Source organism: Microtetraspora sp. NBRC 13810, from assembly GCF_030268685.1.
Taxonomy (GTDB): Bacteria; Actinomycetota; Actinomycetes; order Streptosporangiales; family Streptosporangiaceae; genus BSRQ01.
Window position 1 is genome coordinate 24,500 of the sequence record NZ_BSRQ01000010.1, and the last position, 16,301, is coordinate 40,800.

The window sequence follows — 16,301 nt, forward strand, 5'->3', positions numbered from 1 at the left end:
TCGAAGCGCCTCGCCGAGGTGCGGCACGGCCTCACCAGCACCGGCGGTGAACTGCAGTGCGGCATTCCGTAGGATAGGCCAGCCGTCCCCGTACGACGGCATACCCGCCCTCCGCGCCGGAAAGGGAGCGAGGAAGGTAGGGAAGTGAGACGGGCCACCCGCGGTTCCGTCCCCGACCGACCCCTTCGCTTAGGAGACATGGTGACCGCCCGAGACCTCGCCGTCACACTCTTCTCGCACCCCACCGGGCCGACCGTGCTGACCGTGGCGGGGGAGCTGGACTTCCACACCACGCCCCGGCTGCGCGCGACCGTGGAGGAGATCCGGCTGGAGGCGGGCTCGGAGCTGGTGATCGACCTGTCCGGCCTCACTTACTGCGACTCCACCGGCATCCCGGTGTTCGTCGCCGCCTACCACCGCGCCCAGGCGGCTGGCGCGGCGCTGGCCTTCGCCGGCCTGAACCCCGACCTCACCCGGGTGTTCGGCATCGTCGGCCTGGACCAGATCCTCTCCCTGCACCCCACGCTGGAGGCGGCCGTCGCCGCCGTCCGGTCCGGCGGCTGACGGGCCCCGGTCCCAGTCCCCGGTCCGCGCGCCGCCTGGGGTGCTCAATCGCCGGGCACGCCTTCGGCGACCCAGTCCCGGATCCGCTGCGCCGCCTGGTCGGCGACGGGATGCCCGGCCGGGCGGGTGACCAGGTCGCTGAGGGCGTTCATGCAGGTCTCGGCCATCTCCGCCAGTTGCCGCGACCACGGGAGCTCCGGCCGGACGGTGAGCCGCTCGTCGGCGAAGAAGCCCGGCCGGTCGAACGTCACCGCGCCGATGTCCGCGACGACCCGGCCCACCTCCGCGCCGAGCGCGCCGTACTCCGCCGCGCCGTACCCGCCGGCGAGCACGTGTTCGAGCGGCGTGCCCGGCACGTGTTCCAGCACCATGGCCGGGCGGGTGCCGTCGCCCGCCCGCAGCACGAGCAGCACCTCGGGGACGGGCACGTGCCGGGAGGCCGCGGCCATCACCGCGGCCTCGACCGCCGGGTCCGGTCCGCCGAGCCGGGCGACGACCTGCCCGTCGGCCAGCGTGAGCAGGCACGTCTCGTGGGAGAACCCGCCGGCCAGGGTGGCCGCGGCCAGCACCGTACGGCCGAGCGCCTCGGCGATGTCGGGCACCTCGTGCGACTGCATCGGCCGATTCGCGCACATCCCCGGCGTGTCCTCACATGACGGCGAACCGGCCGCCCGCGGCTGCCGGGTGACACCCGGAACGGGGTCACAGGGTCTTCTCGAAGGGCAGCGGTCCCCGCACCGGGCGGTCGTCCGGGTCGAAGAGCGGGGTGTAGCCGGCGGCCAGGTACAACGCGGCGGCCTCGGGCTGGCGGGGGCCCGTGGTGAGGTAGACGCGCCGGTACCCCCGGTCCGCGGCCTCGTGTTCCAGCGCGCGGACCACCGCGGCGGCGAGACCGCGGCGCCGGTGGCCGGGATGGGTCCACACCCGCTTCAGCTCGGCGGTCACGGGGTCGTAGCGCCGGAACGCGCCGCCCGCGACCGTCTCCCCGCCGGAGACCAGGATGAGAAAGGCGCCGTGCGGCGGGGCGAACTCTCCGGCGGGATACCGGTCCAGCTCGTCGTTGCGGCCGTACCGGGCGGCGTACTCGACGCGCAGGCCGGCGAGCAGCGGCGCCACGGCCGGGTCGCCCACGCCGGCCTGCTGCACGTCGAAGGCGGCCGTGCTCAACTCGCCTCCCTGGGCAGGCCGGGCGGGTTGACCACGGACTCCGGGATGGCCTCGTTCGCCAGGCCCCACCGCTTGAGCACCTGGGCGTAGGTGCCGTTCCCGATCACCGTGTTCAGCGCCTCGTGCACCGGGCCGACCAGGCCGTTGCCCTTCTTGGTCATCGCCGCGATCAGTCCCTGCAGGTCGGGGCCGGCGCCCGAGGCGGTGCCGACGATCCGGGAGCCGCCGCTGACCGCGATGTTGTAGGCGATGGCCGGGTTGGGCCCGAAGTACGCCTGGATGCGGCCGGACTTCAGCGCGAGGAGCGCGTCACCGTACTTCTGGTAGTAGAGGATCTCGGCCGGTCGGAGCCCGGCCGCCCGGTTCTGCTCGTCCCATTCGAGGAGGATCTTCTCCTGGTTGGTGCCCGAGCCCACCGAGACCCGCAGCCCGGCGACGTCGGCCGGCTTCTCGATCCGCCTGATCGGGCTGGAGTCGATCACCTGCCAGCCGAGCTGGTCGATCCGGTAGGTCGCGAAGTCGTAGAGGTCCTTGCGCTCCTCGGTGACGGTGACGTTGCTGAGCGTCAGCTCGTATTTGCCCGATCTGGTGGCCAGGAAGAGGTTCTCCCAGGAGCTGTTCTCCGGCCGTAGTCTCAGGCCGAGCACGTCGGCGATCAGGTGGGCGATGTCGGTCTCGACGCCGATCAGCGTGGTGTCGTCGCTGGCGGGGAACACCAGCGGCGGCGAGCCCTCGCCGTTGAACCCGACGGTCAGCTCGCCGTCCTCGGCGACGGCGGCGGGCACCTTGGCGGCGATGGCGTCCACCTTCGCGGTGGTGACCCGTTGCTGGTCCGGGCCGATATTGATCGGCTGACCGGCGACCGTGGGGGCGGCGCTCGGCGCCCCGGCCGGGCTCAGCACGGGTTCCTCGGCGCAGGCGGTGAGGGCGAGCAGGAGTAAGGCGGGCAGCGCGAGACGCGCGGCGGGCAGACGCATGGCGATCCTTCTGGACGATGTCTCAGGGTGATGTCTCAAGGGTTTCGGCTGAGGCCGGCTAAAGGACCTTGCTGAGGAAGGCGCGGGTGCGCTCGTGCGCGGGGCGGTCGAGCACCTGGGCGGGCGGGCCGTGTTCGAGGATGCGCCCGCCGTCCATGAAGGCGACCGTGTCGGCCACCTCGCGGGCGAACCCGATCTCGTGCGTGACGACGATCATGGTGGTGCCGCCGCCCGCCAGGTCCCTGACGACCGCGAGGACCTCGCCGACGAGTTCGGGGTCCAGCGCGGAGGTCGGCTCGTCGAAGAGCAGCACCTTGGGTTCCAGGGCGAGCGCCCTGGCGATGGCCACCCGCTGCTGCTGGCCGCCGGACAGCGTGCGCGGGTACGCCTCCGCCTTGTCGGCCAGGCCGACCCGGTCGAGCAGCCGGGTGGCCAGCGCCTCGACCTCGGCGGGCGGGCGGCGCTGCGCGGACCGCGGCGCCTCGGTGATGTTCTGCCGGACCGAGAGGTGCGCGAACAGGTTGAAGTTCTGGAAGACGAAGCCGATCTTGGTGCGCTGGCGCAGGATGTCGCGTTCGGGTAACTCGTACAGCCGGTCGCCGGACCTGCGGTAGCCGAGGAGTTCCCCGTCCACCCGTACCGTGCCGCGCTCCACCTTCTCCAGGTGGTTGATCGTGCGCAGCAGCGTCGACTTGCCGGACCCCGAGGGGCCGAGGATCACCAGCACCTCGCCCCTGCGCACGTCCAGGTCCACGCCGCGCAGCACGTGCAGGGAGCCGAAGCTCTTGTGCACGTCGCGCAACTCCACCATCGCGGTCACGAGCGCCCCCTGCCGTAGTGGCGCTCGACGTAATACTGCGCGACCGACAGCACGGTGGTCAGGGCGATGTACCAGATCGCCGCGACCAGCAGCAGGGCCATCACCCTGCCGTTGCGGTTGTAGATCACCTGTACCTGGTAGAACAGCTCGGGCAGCGCCATGACGTACACCACCGAGGTGCCCTTGACCAGGCCGATGATCTCGTTGCCCGCGTTGGGCACGATGGTGCGCATGGCCTGCGGCAGGATGATCCGCAGGAACCGCCGGGCGCGCGGGATGCCAAGCGCGGCGGCGGCCTCCCGCTGGCCGGGGTCCACCGACAGCAGCCCGCCGCGCACGATCTCGGCGGCGTAGGCGGCCTGGTGCAGCGCGAGGCCGAGCGCGGCGGCGGCGAGCGGGCTGATCAGGTCCATGGTGCCGATGTCGAAGAATCCCGGGCCGAAGGGGACGCCGAACGACAGCCGGGGGTACAGCAGCGCCAGGTTGTACCAGAACAGCAGTTGCAGGATCAGCGGCACGGACCGGAACAGCCACACGTATCCGAAGGCCACTCCCGCCAGCAGCCGGTTCGGCGACAGCCGCATGAGCGCGAGCACCGTGCCGAGCGCGAATCCCAGGACGATGCCGAGCGCGGTCAGGTGCAGGGTGAGCACGACCGAGCGGAGCACCGAGGGCGCGAAGAGGTACTGGCCGACGACGTCCCACTCCCACGCCGGGTTGGTGATCAGCGCGCTGGCGGCCATCGCGAGCAGCACCAGCACGCCGAGCGCGGCCAGCCTGCGGAGCGGATGGGGCGCGGTGACCACCTTCGGCGCAGCCTCTCCGGGCAGGCGCTCGGCCGCGGCCTCGGCCCGGGTGCCGGGCAGTGTCATCGCGCGAGTGTGATCGGCGCCGCCGCGACGGCCCCGCCCTCGCGGCCGGCCGCCTCCCGCCCGGCCGCTTCCCTGTCGCGTCTGGCGACCTCCTCGCGCACGAGGGGGATGACGTGGCGGCCGAAGTCGACGGCGTCGCCGAGGATGTCGTAGCCGCGGGCGGAGAGGATGTCCACGCCGAGGTCGTAGTAGTCCAGCAGGGCCTCGGCGACGGTCTCCGGGGTGCCGACGAGCGCGGTGGAGTTGCCCGCGCCGCCGGTCGCGGCGGCGGTCGGCGTCCACAGCGCGCGGTCGTGCCGCTCGCCCTTCGCGGCGACCTCCAGCAGCCGCTGCGACCCGGCGTTCTGCGGCGAGCCGGCCGGTCCGCGCCGCTGCTTCGCGCCGCCGGCGCGCCGCAGGTCACCGAGGATCCGGTGCGCCTTCTCCCAGGCGAGCTCCTCCGTCGGCGCGATGATCGGCCGGAACGCGACCTGGATCCGCGGCACGTCCGTACGGCCGGCCGCCCGCGCCGCCTCCCGCACCGAGGCGATCTGCTGCGCGGTCTCGGCCAGCGGCTCACCCCACAGGCAGTAGATGTCGGCCTCGGCCCCGCCCGCCGCGTACGCCGCCGGTGACGAGCCGCCGAAGGACACCCCGGGCCGGGGGCGCTGCACGGGGAACACGTCGGACACGAAGTCCTTGAAGGAGTAGTGCTCGCCGTCGTGGTCGAAGGGCGTCGTGGACGTCCACCCCTTCTTGACGATCCGGATGTACTCCCTGGTCCGGGAGTAGCGCTCGTCCTTGGTCAGGACGTCGCCCTCCCTGCCCTGCTCGTGGTCGTTGCCGCCGGTGATGAAGTGGACGGTCAGCCGCCCGTCGCTGATCTGGTCGAGGGTGGCGAACGTCTTGAGCGCGTAGGTCGGGTAGGACACGTTCGGCCGGTGCGCGAGCAGGATCCCCAGTTCCGGCACCCGCGCCGCCACGAACGCCGCGACCTGCGCCGGGTCGGGCGACCCCGACCCGTAGGCGAACAGGACCCGGTCCCAGCCGTGCTCCTGGTGAGCGAGGGCCAGCCTGAGCGTGTACTCCTTGTCGAAGGAGGGGCCCGAACGCGGCGAGGTCTCCGAGCCGTCGTTGGTACCGCCGATACCGAGAAACTCCACAGGCATGGGTCGCAGCCCCCTTGACGTTCCTTAGCGGACACCTCACTCCAACACGGCGGGCCAAATTCCGTCAAGACCTACGGGTTTAGTGGGTTTTTCTTCTGAAGTGCTCGACCAGGCGCGAGTAGCTGTCGTCGGCGTGGCCTTCGGCGACGGCCTTGGTCACGAGGTCGAGGGTGTAGGCGGGGAGGGCGTCGTCGACGCCGCGGGAACGGCTCTCCCGGAGGAGGTCGGCGACCGAGGGCAGATGGTGCCGGAGGGCGCCGAACTCCACGGCGTACCGGCCGCGGTCGATCTCCTCGGCGATCGACGGCAGGAAGGACGTCAGGGCGGCGACCGACGGGGCGGCGCGCTCCAGGAAGTGCCCCGCCTCGATGCCCTCGGCGGCCAGCAGGGCGGCCGCGTGCAGGAAGCCGTTCAGCGTCCCCCACATGGTGCCGTGCACGGCCATGCCGTACAGGGTGGGCACGCCGGCGTCGGCGGCGACGAACGTGCCGCGGCCACCGAGGAGGGCGAGCGCCGGGCGATGGGTGTCGTACACGGTCTCGTCGCCGCCGTAGAACACGACCGCCTCCGGATGCCCGATGCCCGGGGCGATCGTCATGATCTGCCCGTGCAGGTAGCGCGCCCCCTGCTCCCCCGCCCAGTCGGCCACGTCCCTCGCCTCGGCGGACGTGCCGTCGGTCAGGTTGACCACGGCGCGCCCGGCGAGCGCGTCGCCCGCCCGCGCCAGGATCTCGCGGGCCGCGTCGTTGCCCTTCACGCTGACGACCACGAGCGGCGCGGCGAGGACGGCGTCGCGTACGCTCTCCGCCCGTCGCGCCCCCGCGGCGACCAGCGGCCCGGCCTTCTCCTCCGTGCGGTTCCACACGGTGACCGGGTGCCCCCCGGCCAGGAACGCACCGGCCAGCGCCGCGCCGATCTCGCCCAGACCCAGCACGGTCACAGCCGGTCGGTCTTCCGAAGTGGTGGTCAAGACCCTTCCCCTCTGTCGGGTACGGCGGTTCGCCGATCAGAGGCCACCCTAGAAGCTCAACAAATATTGAGGTCAAGTATGGATGGAGGTGTCGCCGCTCCCCCGCGTCCCGGACTGGCGCAGGGTCTGGCGGAGGGCCTGGCGCAGGGTCTAGCGGAGGGTCGCCAGCATGGCGGACGAGTCGGCCTTCACCCGGCCGCCGCCCACGGCCGGGAAGCCCGGCGGGCGGACCGCGCCCCAGTGGTCCTTCAGCACCTGGCCGTCCAGCGCCTGGAGATGTCTCGGCAGCGGCCCTGGGGTGACCGGGCCGGGCACGGTCAGCGTGCCGAGCGCGTGCGGGGCGATCACGCCCTGCATGGAGTGGATCCGGTAGGTGCCCTTGGGCAGGCTGAAGGCCACGGCGTAATGGGCGGCCTCCGGCAGCTTCACCGCGGCGAAGGTCAGCTGGGCGCCCTTGCCGTCGGTGAACCTGAGGGCGATCCGCCCGGGGTCGCCGCCCCGCACGGGATGCCTGGCGTTCTCCAGCACCCACAGGCCGAGCGTGTGGCTCGTCCCGGCGCTCACCCGAGCGGGCACCGGATCGAGGTAGGTCACCGCCCACGCCCCCGCGGCGTGCGCCGCGCTGCCCGGGCCGGCGAGTGCCGCCAGCACCGCCGCGATCACCAGGGTCCGCGTCGCCCCTGCCCGCATGGCACACCTCCGGTGGTGTCGCACCGCCGGGGGCGCACGGCTTTCCGCGCCCCGCCGGGACCAGCGTAACCGGGCGGGGCGGCACGGGAGGGCCCGTGACCGATTCAGGTACGGCGGGCCGGCAGATAGGCGCGGCGGGTCTCGACCTCGCCGGCTCACCGCGGAACCGGGCCGCGTAGTCCTCCGCGACGACGTCGTAGCCGCGGCGTGCGGCGTCGTGACCGTCCCGATCTTCCTTGGCGGACAGCATGCCACGGGCCTCCGGGGCCGCCGCCCGGGGGCTAGCCGTGCCGCGGCTCGCCGGAGACCTCGTGGCCGGCGTGGAAGAGTGCCTCCTGGATGAGGGTGCGGACGTGCACGTCACGGGCGCGGTACAGCACGCGCCTGCCGTCCCTGCGCGTCTCGACCAGGCCCGTGAGGCGCAGCTTGGCCAGGTGCTGGGAGACCGAGGGGCGGGGCACGCCGACGGCCACGGCCAGCGATCCCACGTCGTACTCGCCGGAGGACAGCAGCCACATGAGCCGGAGCCGGGTGGCGTCGCTGAGCATGCGGAACGCGTCGGTGGCCGCCTCCACCTGCGCGCTTGTCGGTTGCTCCTGCACAGAGGGCGCACCTGATTCGTTGTCGCGTACGTACATGGCTACATATAGTCCAGGAAAGGGATGATGTGCAAACGAGGTGCGTCATGGTTGACCGGAACAACACCGACTCGTCGCACGGCCACGGGGATGGACACGGGCATGGACACGGGCACGGGGATGGACACGGGCATGGACACGGGCACGGGCACGGGGAGACACGAGGGCGGCTCGGGAGGCTGAGGGCCGCCGTGGGGCACGTGCTCACGCCGCACAGCCATGACAGCGCGGACAGGACGGATGCCGCGCTGGAGTCCAGCGCTCGGGGGATGCGCGCGCTGGGCGTCTCCTTCGCGGTGCTCATGGTCACGGCGATGGCGCAGTCGTTCGTGGTGGCGGTGTCCGGGTCGGTCGCGCTGCTGGGCGACACCCTGCACAACTTCGCCGACGCGCTGACCGCGGTACCGCTGGCGATCGCGTTCCTGGTGGGCCGCCGGCTGGCCACCCGCCGGTTCACCTACGGGTACGGCAGGGCGGAGGACCTGGCGGGGATCGTCATCGTGGCGCTGATCGCCGCGTCGGCCGCGCTGGCCGGGTACGAGGCGGCGAGGCGTCTCGTCGATCCGGAGAACGTGCAGGCGCTGGGCTGGGTGGCCGCCGCCGGCGTGGTGGGTTTCGCGGGCAACGAGTGGGTGGCCCGTTACCGGATGAGGGTCGGCCGGGAGATCGGCTCGGCCGCGCTGGTGGCCGACGGCCTGCACGCGCGCACCGACGGTTTCACGTCCCTGGCCGTCCTCCTCGGGGCGGGCGGTTCGGCGCTCGGCCTCCCCCTCGCGGACCCGGTCGTCGGCCTGCTGATCACCGTGGCCATCTGTTTCGTGCTGCGCGACGCGTTCCGCGAGATCTACCATCGGCTGATGGACGCCGTGGACCCGCGTCTGGTGGAGCGGGCCGAGGGGATCCTGGCGTCGGTTCCGGGCGTCCGGCGCGTCGGCTCGGTACGGCTGCGCTGGATCGGCCACGCGTTGCGCGCGGAGGTGGACATCGCGGTCGATCACCGGCTCCTGCTGGTGGAGGCGCACGCCGTCGCCGTCGAGGCCGAGCACCGGCTGATCCACGAGTTGCCCCGCCTGCGCGCCGCCACGGTGCACGCCGACCCGGACGGCCCGGCCGGCGTCGACCACCACCACCCGCTGCTCACCCACCGCTAGCGCCCCCGGGCTGTCGCCGGCGCCGTCCTGGCGGTGACCGGCGCGCTCAGCTCCGCCAGGCGCTCGCGTCGGTGCAGATCCGCACCTCCACGATCTCGCTCACCTGACGGCCGCCGCGCCGGTCGCCCGGCACGACGAGGTGCGGCCCCCGGCCGTCGAGATCGTCGTCGTCCATCCGCACCCCGAGCAGCACCTGGGCGTTGCCGAACTCCGGGTCGATCTCGCCCCAGGACAGCACCGTGTGATGGCCGTCGCCGCCCAGCACGGAGACGAGGAAGCGCAACCGGTCCTTGCGCTCGGACGCGTCCCAGAGCGGCTCCGCAGCCCGTGCCACGTCGAGCAGCAGCGGGCCGGTGTAGCGGTGCCGCCGGAGGCCCGTCCTGCCACAGGTGAAGCTCACCTCGGCGGCCCGCTGCGGCAGGGCGCGCAGGTCCGGCATGCTCCACACCCGTGGCGAGCGCACCTCGCCGGACAGGCGCACCCTCGCGCGCACGGCATCCGAAACGTTCGTCGACGTGGGCCGCATCAGCCCTCCCTCGCCTCGCCGGCTCGTGCCTCCGGAGCACGCCTGATCAGCGCGTTTTCCTCCGCCTGTGCTGAATCATCATTGTATGCGACCCTAATCCGATATATCCATAGCAGATGCGAACCCGATATGGCGATGCTCCTCTCACATGCCACGTCCGCCGGGGATTTATCCGGTGTTTCCGCCGCTCATGATCTAGTTGCCGGGTCATGGTGCACGGAGTACGTGGAGAGGATGAGCTGATGATCGACCGTTCCGGGTCACGCAGGGCGCTGCTCGCCGCCGCCGTCGGCGGGCTGGCCGGCGCCGCCGCACTCGCCGCCCCCGCGCGGGCCTCCGCCGAGGCGTCCGGCGGCGTGCGGCGGGTGGCCGACCGGGCGATGGACCGTTTCGACCACGGGTGGCTCACCGGGGATTGGGAGCCGTTCCTCGCATCGCTGACCCCGCGCTTCTCCTTCTGGTTCCCCGAGGGGCCCTGGCGCGGACGGCATGAGGGGGAGGCGGGACGGCGGGCCGTCGAGGAGTGGGCGCGGTTCCACGGGGAGGGCGGCAACCGGGTGACCGGCGAGCGGCGGGCCGTCAACACGCTGGGCCATCGCGTCCTGTACGAGTACGAGTCCCGGGGCGCCTCCCCTTCGACGGCCGGATACCTCAACTGGGAGACGATCATCGTGGAGGTGCGCGGCGAACGCCTCAGCGCGCTGCACGAGTACTGGGGGAACGTCCCGCCGACCGGCGACTGACCCGGCCCCGCCGGGGAGGGCGGAACCGCGCCCTCACAAGCGTCGTCGCACGTCGCCCGCCTCTCCCCGTGCTCTCATGAGCGCCGTCGCCGCGATCGCCGGGAGGCAGGTCGCGACGGTCAGGGCGCCAGGGACGCGATGCGGTCGAGCATGGCGTCCAGGGCGGCTTCCAGGGCGGCGGTGTCGCGGCGGATCTGGGTGAGGAGCAGCCCGCCCTGCACGGCCGACAGCAGCGCCAGCGCCAGGAGGTCGGGATCGGCCTCCTGGCGCAGGTCGCCGCGGGCCCGCATGGTGCGCAGCCCGTCGCGGATGGCCGCCTCCCAGCGGGCGAACCCGGCGGCGACGTCGGGCCGCATCTCGGGGCAGGTCTCGGCCAGCTCGCTGCCCAGGGAACCGATCGGGCAGCCGCCCTCGCACGCGCGCTGCCGTTGCATGTCGACGATCAGCTCCCGCCAGGCCCTCAGCGCCTCCATCGTGTCCAGGCGGCTCAGCAACGGCTGCTGGCCCGCCAGCACGGCGTCGGTCTGATGGGCGATGACCGCCCGGACCAGGTCCTTCTTGTCACCGAAGTAATGGTAGATCTGCGAAGGGCTCACGCCCGCGGCCAGTTGGACGTCGTCGGTGCTCGTGCCGGCCACGCCGCGGACGAACATCAGCTCCGCCGCCGCGGCGACGATCCGGTTGCGGGTGGCCTGCCCCTTGCGCGTCAGGCGTACTTCTCCGGCGGTCATGCCGCAACCTTACCTCTTTTTTGGAGTTGACACTCCATTTTTGTGCCACTATGAATGGAACAGTCACTCCAAAAACATCGGGCGGCTCACCGCCGTCCCGATCGGCATAAGGACTTCACCATGGAACTTCAGGGCAAGGTCGCGCTCATCACCGGCGGCACCGCCGGGATCGGCGCCGAAGCCGCGAAGCTTTTCGTCCGGGAGGGCGCCGAGGTCGTCATCTCCGGGCGCGACAAGGAGCGCGGGGCCGCCGCCGTGGCCGACATCGGCGGCGACGGCGGGCGCGTCCGCTTCGTCCAGGCCGACCTCGGCGACCTGGACTCGGTCAGGAACCTCGCCGCCGAGGCCGGCCCGGTCGACATCCTCGTCAACAACGCCGCCGCCTTCCCGACCGCCGCGACGCTCGACCAGGACGTCGAGTCGTTCGAGGCCATGTTCGACACCAACGTGCGGGGGACGTTCTTCCTGACGGCCGCGCTCCTCCCGGCCATGATCGCCAAGGGTGAGGGCTCCGTGGTCAACGTCTCCACCATGGCCGCCTCGATGGGCGTGCCCGGCGCCTCCGTCTACAGCGCCACCAAGGCCGCCCTGGAGTCCCTCACCCGCACCTGGGCGGCGGAGTTCGGCGCGCGGGGCGTCCGGGTCAACAGCGTCGCCCCCGGCCCGACCATGACCCCCGGCGTCCTCGTCGAGTGGGGCGACGGCGTCGAGGCGCTCGGCAACACGCTCCCGCTCGGCCGTACGGCCCGTCCGCAGGAGATCGCCGAGGCCATCCTGTACCTCGCCTCACCCCGCGCCGGCTTCGTCACCGGCGCCACCCTGGCCGCCGACGGCGGCGCCACCGCCGTCTGACGCCCCCGCGCGGTGTGCGCGGTCAGGCCGGGGAGCCGTCCTCCTCCGTCCTGGGGACGGCGTAGCCGCCCTGGCCGGAGGCGAGGGTGGCCGGGCGGCGCGCGGACGGTCGCCCGGAGGCCGGGTCGGGCGCGCGGAGCGCGTCGAGGATCCGCTCGTGCACGGGCATGAGGTGCTGGAGGCCCTGGAACCGGATGAGCCGGTCCACCGCGCCGCCCCGGGGGCACACCACGTGGAACTCGCCGCCGTGGTCCTTCATCCGCCGCATCGCCTGGTCCAGGCAGCGTACGCCGACCACGGACATGAACCACACCTCGGTCAGGTCCACGATGAGCACCTGCGGGCCGCTTCCCGTGACCGGGCGCAGGAAGGCCCGCAGCCCGTCGACCGTGACCAGATCGATCTCACCCGCTATCCGGACGACCAGAGTGTCCTCTCGTCCCGGTGTCCAGGAACGAATGTCAAGCGGCATGCGGATCCTCACTGGCAACGGGGAGACGCCTGGCGTGAGCGTCGCCTCTTTATCCGCTACGTCCCGGTTCAACCGCGCCGGGCGAAAGACGCGCCGGGAACGGGAAACGCGACCGGCCATGAGCGTGCGGGGAGCACGCCGCATGGCCGGTCGTTCCTTGGGAGCGGTTCTCGCCGGGGTTACTCGCCGGTGATCACGAAGCTCGTGCCCGGCTGCCGTACGATGTCGCCGGTGGCCGAGTTCGTGATGGTCACGTTGTTCAGCGTCGCGCTGCCGCGGGCGCCGCTCATGGCCAGGATCCCGGCGCCGTTGTTGGACTTGTCGATCCGCACGTTGGTGATCGCGACGCCCGGCATGTTGCCGCCGCCGGTCTTGAACTGGATGCCGTCGTAGGTCGAGTCATGGATCTCGGTGTCCCGGATGGTGACACCGGGGATGTCCCTGGTCGCCGCGAACAGCGTGATGGCTCCGAACTCCTGGTCCTCGTTCCAGAAGGCGCCGCCGGTGCGGTAGAGGCCGTTGTTGGCGATCAGCGTCTGCCCCGAGAAGGGCAGCGGGTCGTGGTCGGTGGCCAGCATGATGCCGGGGTAGTTCATGGTGTCGTAGACGAGGTTGTTCTCGATCTTGTTGCCGTAGCCGCCGTATACCGCGACGCCGTTCGCCCGCCAGGGGAGCTGGATCGTGTTGTTCACGAAGCTGTTGTCGTGCGCGATGTCCACCGACGGGTCCTTCACGTACCGGTTGGCCCAGATCGCGAGGGAGTCGTCGCCGGTGGTGCGGAAGGAGGAGTTGAACACCCGCGAGTTGCGCGTGCCGTTGGTGAAGTTGATGCCGTCGGCGTAGGTGTTGCGGATCCGCATCCCGGTGAACTGGAGCCCGTCGCCGGGACCCCACAGGTCAGGAATGTTGTCGTAGTCACGGCCGACCCAGACGCCCACGTTGGCGTGCTCGATCCACACGTTGCTGATCCTGGTGTTCTCGCCGAACCGGCCGTTCAGGCCCACGCCGCCCTCGGCGCCGCCCGGACCGCCGCGGATCCGGCCCGAGCCGAAGATCGCGATGTCGGAGATCTGCACGTTGTCGTCGATGTCGAAGCCGAAGTTGCCCTCGTGCGGGTGGTTGATGCCGCCGGTCGCGAGGTGCGGCTCGGTCAGCGTGTACAGCTGGGAGTGCCACATGCCCGCGCCGCGGATGGTGACGTCACTGATGCCCACCTGGTTGTACTGGCCCCGGTTCAGCGGGTCGTCGGTGAGGATCTTCTTCTCCTGGCGCCACTGTCCCGCCGGGATCCACACACAGCTGATGACGCCGTTCTGGTCGTCGGTCACCGCGCGCTGGATGGCGGCCGTGTCGTCGATCCCGTCGCCGGCGACCGCGCCGTAGTTGGTGATCGAGGTGCAGCCGGCCGGCTGGCTCGACGGCGGCGCCACCTGCTCCAGGTCGATCATGTCGATGATGTAGAAGGAGGCGCTGTCGGTCGCGTCGCGCTGCAACTTGAACCTGGTGCCCGCCGGGTAGGTCTGCGCGAGCAGCGCGTTCGACTCGTCGAACAGCCGCCGCGCGTCGGCCTGCGGGGTGTTCGTCAGCGCTTCGGGGCCGTCGGTGTTCCCGTACAGCCAGCTGTGCTTCGAGGAGAGGGTCAGCTTCCTGACGAAGGTGTCGTTGACGTACAGGCTGATGGTGGCGTCGATGCCGCCGCCGTTCGGCGCGTCGGGGATGGAGTTGCGCACCACGATGGCGTTGGCGGCGTTGGTCGAGGTGAACTCGACGAACTGTCCGGTGCTGTTCAGCCGTACCGACTTGCGGCCCGAGGACTCGGTGGCGAAGTTGGTGTGGCCGAAGGTGCGCAGCGGGTCGGTCTCCAGCAGGGTGCCCTGGTAGCGGCCGGCCTCGGCCTCGTAGGAGACCCACGGGACCGCCGCGCCGCGCCCGACCACGATCGACTGCGAGAACGTGTTGTTGTTCTCGTTCGTCTCGGTGACGACGTTGGTCGCGTCGGCGGTCGCGATGATCGTGGCGCCGCCGCTGGTGGCGGTCCAGCTTCCGCTGACGGCGACGTTGGCGGTCGCGCCTGCGGCGATCGACGGGGTGTTGGTGTTCAGCGTCGTGCCGCCCACCGCGAGGCGGGTGACCGTGGTCGCGCCGGTCGCGCTGGTCCCGCGGTTCCGCACCGCCACGCTGAAGGTGACCGCCGCTCCGACGGCCGGGTTCGGCGGGTTGGAGGTGACGCTGAGGACCTGCAGGTCGGGGCCGGGGACCTGGGCGACCACCAGCGGCGACGACGCGGTGAGGGTGTTGTTGTTCTCGTTCTGCTCGAAGACCGTGTTGTCCGCGTCCACCCTGGCACTGACCGTGTAGCTGCCCTCGCCGCGGGTGCCGATGTTGTGGGTCACCGTGGCGGTGCCGTTGACGGGCAGCGCGGGGATCGCGACGGTGCCGGCCACCGTGCCGTCCAGGTTGAGGTTGACGCTGTCCGCGGCGGAGGCGGCGGTGCCCGCGTTCCTGACCGTGGCCGACAGCGTGATCGGGCTGGCCTCGTTCGGGGACGCCGGGGTCCAGCCGACGTCGGTGACCGTGAGGTCGGGGTTCGGCGCGGGGACGCCGATCACCTGGAACTCGGCGACCTGGCCGCCGGGCGCGCCGGTGTTGCTGGTGAACCTCAGCTGCACGTCGGCGACGGCCGCGGAGACGTTGATCGTCACCGAGTTGCCGCCGGAGGCCGGGTTGAAGGTGTAGTTGGCCGCCGACACGAGGTTCTGGTAGGTCGTGGCGTTCTGCTCACGGCCCAGCACCTGGATGTTCTGGGTGCGGGTGCCCCACGCGGAGTCGGGGTTCAGCTTCAGCACGACCGCGTTGACGGTGGCGTTGGCGCCCAGCTTGACGGTCAGCGTGTTCGGGAACGCGCCCGAGTTGGCCTCCCAGTAGGTGGCCAGGTTGTTGTCGTTCGCGTTCGCGGCCACGAACGTGTGCACGTGGCCGGACTCGACCATCTCCTTGCCGATCGCCAGGTTCGTCCCCGGATCACCGGTGCCGTTGCGGGTCACGGAGTTGCTGTTGGCCGACTGGTTGCCCGCCGCGTCCTTGGCCCGGACGAAGTACGTCACGGTCGCCGACGCCGGCTGGTTGTCGGTGTAGGTCAGCACGTTCGCGCCGACGCTGCCGCGGAGCTGGTTGTTGGCGTACACGTCGTAGCCGGTGACGCCCACGTTGTCCGTCGAGGCGGACCAGGTCAGCCTGACCTGACCGGCGGCCGGCTGGGTGAAGGCGAGGTTGCCGGGAGCGGACGGGTTCGCGGTGTCCCCGCCGGTGCCGCCGGCGGCGTAGACCTCGAACTCGGAGATCTGCCCGGCCGGCCAGCCGGTGTTGGCGGTGATGTTCACCCGCCAGTAGCGGTGGGTCGCGGCGTTGAAGTCGATGGTGACCGTGTTGCCGGTCGCCGGGTTGAACGTGTAGTTCGCCGAGGCGACGACCGTGCTGTAGTTGGTCCCGTCGGCGCCGCCCTGGACCGAGAGCGTCTGGGTGCGGGTCTGCCAGACGGCCGGCGCGGGCACCTTCAGGACGATCCGGTCCACGCTGGTCGCGGTGCCGAGGTCGACCCGCGCCCACTGCGGGAAGCTGTTGTTGGCGCTCTCCCAGTAGGTGGCCTGGTCGCCGTCGTTGACGGCCGACACGGGGTGCCCGGCCTGGGAGCTGCTGGCTGAGGTCGCCTTGCCCGGCGACAGGTTGGGCCCGACCGCGGCGGAGGCCGGGACGACCGCCCCCACGACGAGCATCCCCGCGGCGGCGACGACGGCCGCCACCCGGCGTAATGGCCCGTGCAGTTTTCTCATTCGCGTTCTTCTATCTCTCTCGTCAGGCACGACAGGGTCGGGCGGTCAAGGCGCGCGCCTTCACCGCACACGGATGGGGGGCAGGTGCTCGGACGCAGTGCATCCCTGAAGAGTTGCGAGGAACAGTGAGAAAAAGAACAGTGGTTTGCA

The 16,301-nt window shown here is 71.6% G+C and carries 17 protein-coding genes; 4 read left to right on the top strand and 13 right to left on the bottom strand.

What is annotated here, in order from left to right; genetic code table 11:
• The first annotated feature begins 198 nt into the window (after positions 1–198).
• Entirely contained in the window at positions 199–564 is a 366-nt protein-coding gene (locus QSK26_RS20835) for an STAS domain-containing protein (RefSeq protein ID WP_285776874.1), read from the top strand.
• Between the two features lie 44 nt (positions 565–608).
• Here QSK26_RS20835 and QSK26_RS20840 read toward each other — a convergent pair whose 3' ends face one another.
• From QSK26_RS20840 to QSK26_RS20880, 9 genes are all read right to left on the bottom strand, one after another.
• Positions 609–1,181 (bottom strand): phosphotransferase family protein, encoded by a 573-nt coding sequence (locus QSK26_RS20840; RefSeq protein ID WP_285776875.1) that lies wholly within the window; start codon positions 1,179–1,181, stop codon positions 609–611.
• Positions 1,182–1,266: 85 nt separating this feature from the next.
• Complete coding sequence (locus QSK26_RS20845) at positions 1,267–1,731, bottom strand: GNAT family N-acetyltransferase (protein ID WP_285776876.1); 465 nt, start codon at positions 1,729–1,731, stop codon at positions 1,267–1,269.
• Positions 1,728–2,708 carry an ABC transporter substrate-binding protein gene (locus QSK26_RS20850; RefSeq protein WP_285776877.1) on the bottom strand — a complete coding sequence of 327 codons (981 nt, stop codon included), beginning with the start codon at positions 2,706–2,708 and terminating at the stop codon, positions 1,728–1,730. The genes QSK26_RS20845 and QSK26_RS20850 overlap by 4 nt, the downstream gene beginning before the upstream one ends.
• Positions 2,709–2,766: 58 nt before the next feature.
• A complete protein-coding gene (locus QSK26_RS20855) occupies positions 2,767–3,519 on the bottom strand; it encodes an amino acid ABC transporter ATP-binding protein (protein WP_285777098.1) in 753 nt (250 codons plus the stop codon).
• A gap of 5 nt (positions 3,520–3,524) precedes the next feature.
• Positions 3,525–4,400 (bottom strand): amino acid ABC transporter permease, encoded by an 876-nt coding sequence (locus QSK26_RS20860; RefSeq protein ID WP_285776878.1) that lies wholly within the window; start codon positions 4,398–4,400, stop codon positions 3,525–3,527.
• The gene (locus QSK26_RS20865) at positions 4,397–5,548 is read right to left on the bottom strand and encodes an LLM class flavin-dependent oxidoreductase (protein ID WP_285776879.1); all 1,152 of its coding nucleotides are present in this window, start codon (positions 5,546–5,548) and stop codon (positions 4,397–4,399) included. Before QSK26_RS20865 ends, QSK26_RS20860 begins: the two co-directional genes overlap by 4 nt.
• A gap of 79 nt (positions 5,549–5,627) precedes the next feature.
• Entirely contained in the window at positions 5,628–6,488 is an 861-nt protein-coding gene (locus QSK26_RS20870) for an NAD(P)-dependent oxidoreductase (protein WP_285776880.1), read from the bottom strand.
• 180 nt (positions 6,489–6,668) lie between these two features.
• Positions 6,669–7,208: a hypothetical protein gene (locus QSK26_RS20875; RefSeq protein WP_285776881.1), complete on the bottom strand. Its 540-nt coding sequence runs from the start codon at positions 7,206–7,208 to the stop codon at positions 6,669–6,671.
• Positions 7,209–7,489: 281 nt separating this feature from the next.
• The gene (locus tag QSK26_RS20880) at positions 7,490–7,810 is read right to left on the bottom strand and encodes an ArsR/SmtB family transcription factor (protein ID WP_285776882.1); all 321 of its coding nucleotides are present in this window, start codon (positions 7,808–7,810) and stop codon (positions 7,490–7,492) included.
• A gap of 227 nt (positions 7,811–8,037) precedes the next feature.
• Here QSK26_RS20880 and QSK26_RS20885 point away from each other — a divergent pair, with 227 nt between their 5' ends.
• A complete protein-coding gene (locus QSK26_RS20885; RefSeq protein ID WP_285776883.1) occupies positions 8,038–8,997 on the top strand; it encodes a cation diffusion facilitator family transporter in 960 nt (319 codons plus the stop codon).
• 46 nt (positions 8,998–9,043) lie between these two features.
• On the opposite strand, the gene QSK26_RS20890 is transcribed toward QSK26_RS20885, so the two are convergent.
• A complete protein-coding gene (locus QSK26_RS20890) occupies positions 9,044–9,523 on the bottom strand; it encodes a molybdopterin-binding protein (protein ID WP_285776884.1) in 480 nt (159 codons plus the stop codon).
• A gap of 242 nt (positions 9,524–9,765) precedes the next feature.
• Between QSK26_RS20890 and QSK26_RS20895 the strand changes: the two genes are divergently transcribed.
• The gene (locus tag QSK26_RS20895) at positions 9,766–10,266 is read left to right on the top strand and encodes a nuclear transport factor 2 family protein (RefSeq protein ID WP_285776885.1); all 501 of its coding nucleotides are present in this window, start codon (positions 9,766–9,768) and stop codon (positions 10,264–10,266) included.
• Positions 10,267–10,385: 119 nt separating this feature from the next.
• Here QSK26_RS20895 and QSK26_RS20900 read toward each other — a convergent pair whose 3' ends face one another.
• Positions 10,386–10,997: a TetR/AcrR family transcriptional regulator gene (locus QSK26_RS20900; RefSeq protein ID WP_285776886.1), complete on the bottom strand. Its 612-nt coding sequence runs from the start codon at positions 10,995–10,997 to the stop codon at positions 10,386–10,388.
• A 120-nt stretch (positions 10,998–11,117) separates the two neighbouring features.
• Here QSK26_RS20900 and QSK26_RS20905 point away from each other — a divergent pair, with 120 nt between their 5' ends.
• Complete coding sequence (locus QSK26_RS20905) at positions 11,118–11,849, top strand: SDR family NAD(P)-dependent oxidoreductase (RefSeq protein ID WP_285776887.1); 732 nt, start codon at positions 11,118–11,120, stop codon at positions 11,847–11,849.
• 22 nt (positions 11,850–11,871) lie between these two features.
• On the opposite strand, the gene QSK26_RS20910 is transcribed toward QSK26_RS20905, so the two are convergent.
• On the bottom strand, positions 11,872–12,321 hold the full coding sequence (locus tag QSK26_RS20910; RefSeq protein ID WP_285776888.1) for an anti-sigma factor antagonist: 450 nt from the start codon (positions 12,319–12,321) through the stop codon (positions 11,872–11,874).
• Between the two features lie 179 nt (positions 12,322–12,500).
• Complete coding sequence (locus tag QSK26_RS20915; RefSeq protein WP_285776889.1) at positions 12,501–16,151, bottom strand: CARDB domain-containing protein; 3,651 nt, start codon at positions 16,149–16,151, stop codon at positions 12,501–12,503.
• Positions 16,152–16,301: the final 150 nt, after the last annotated feature.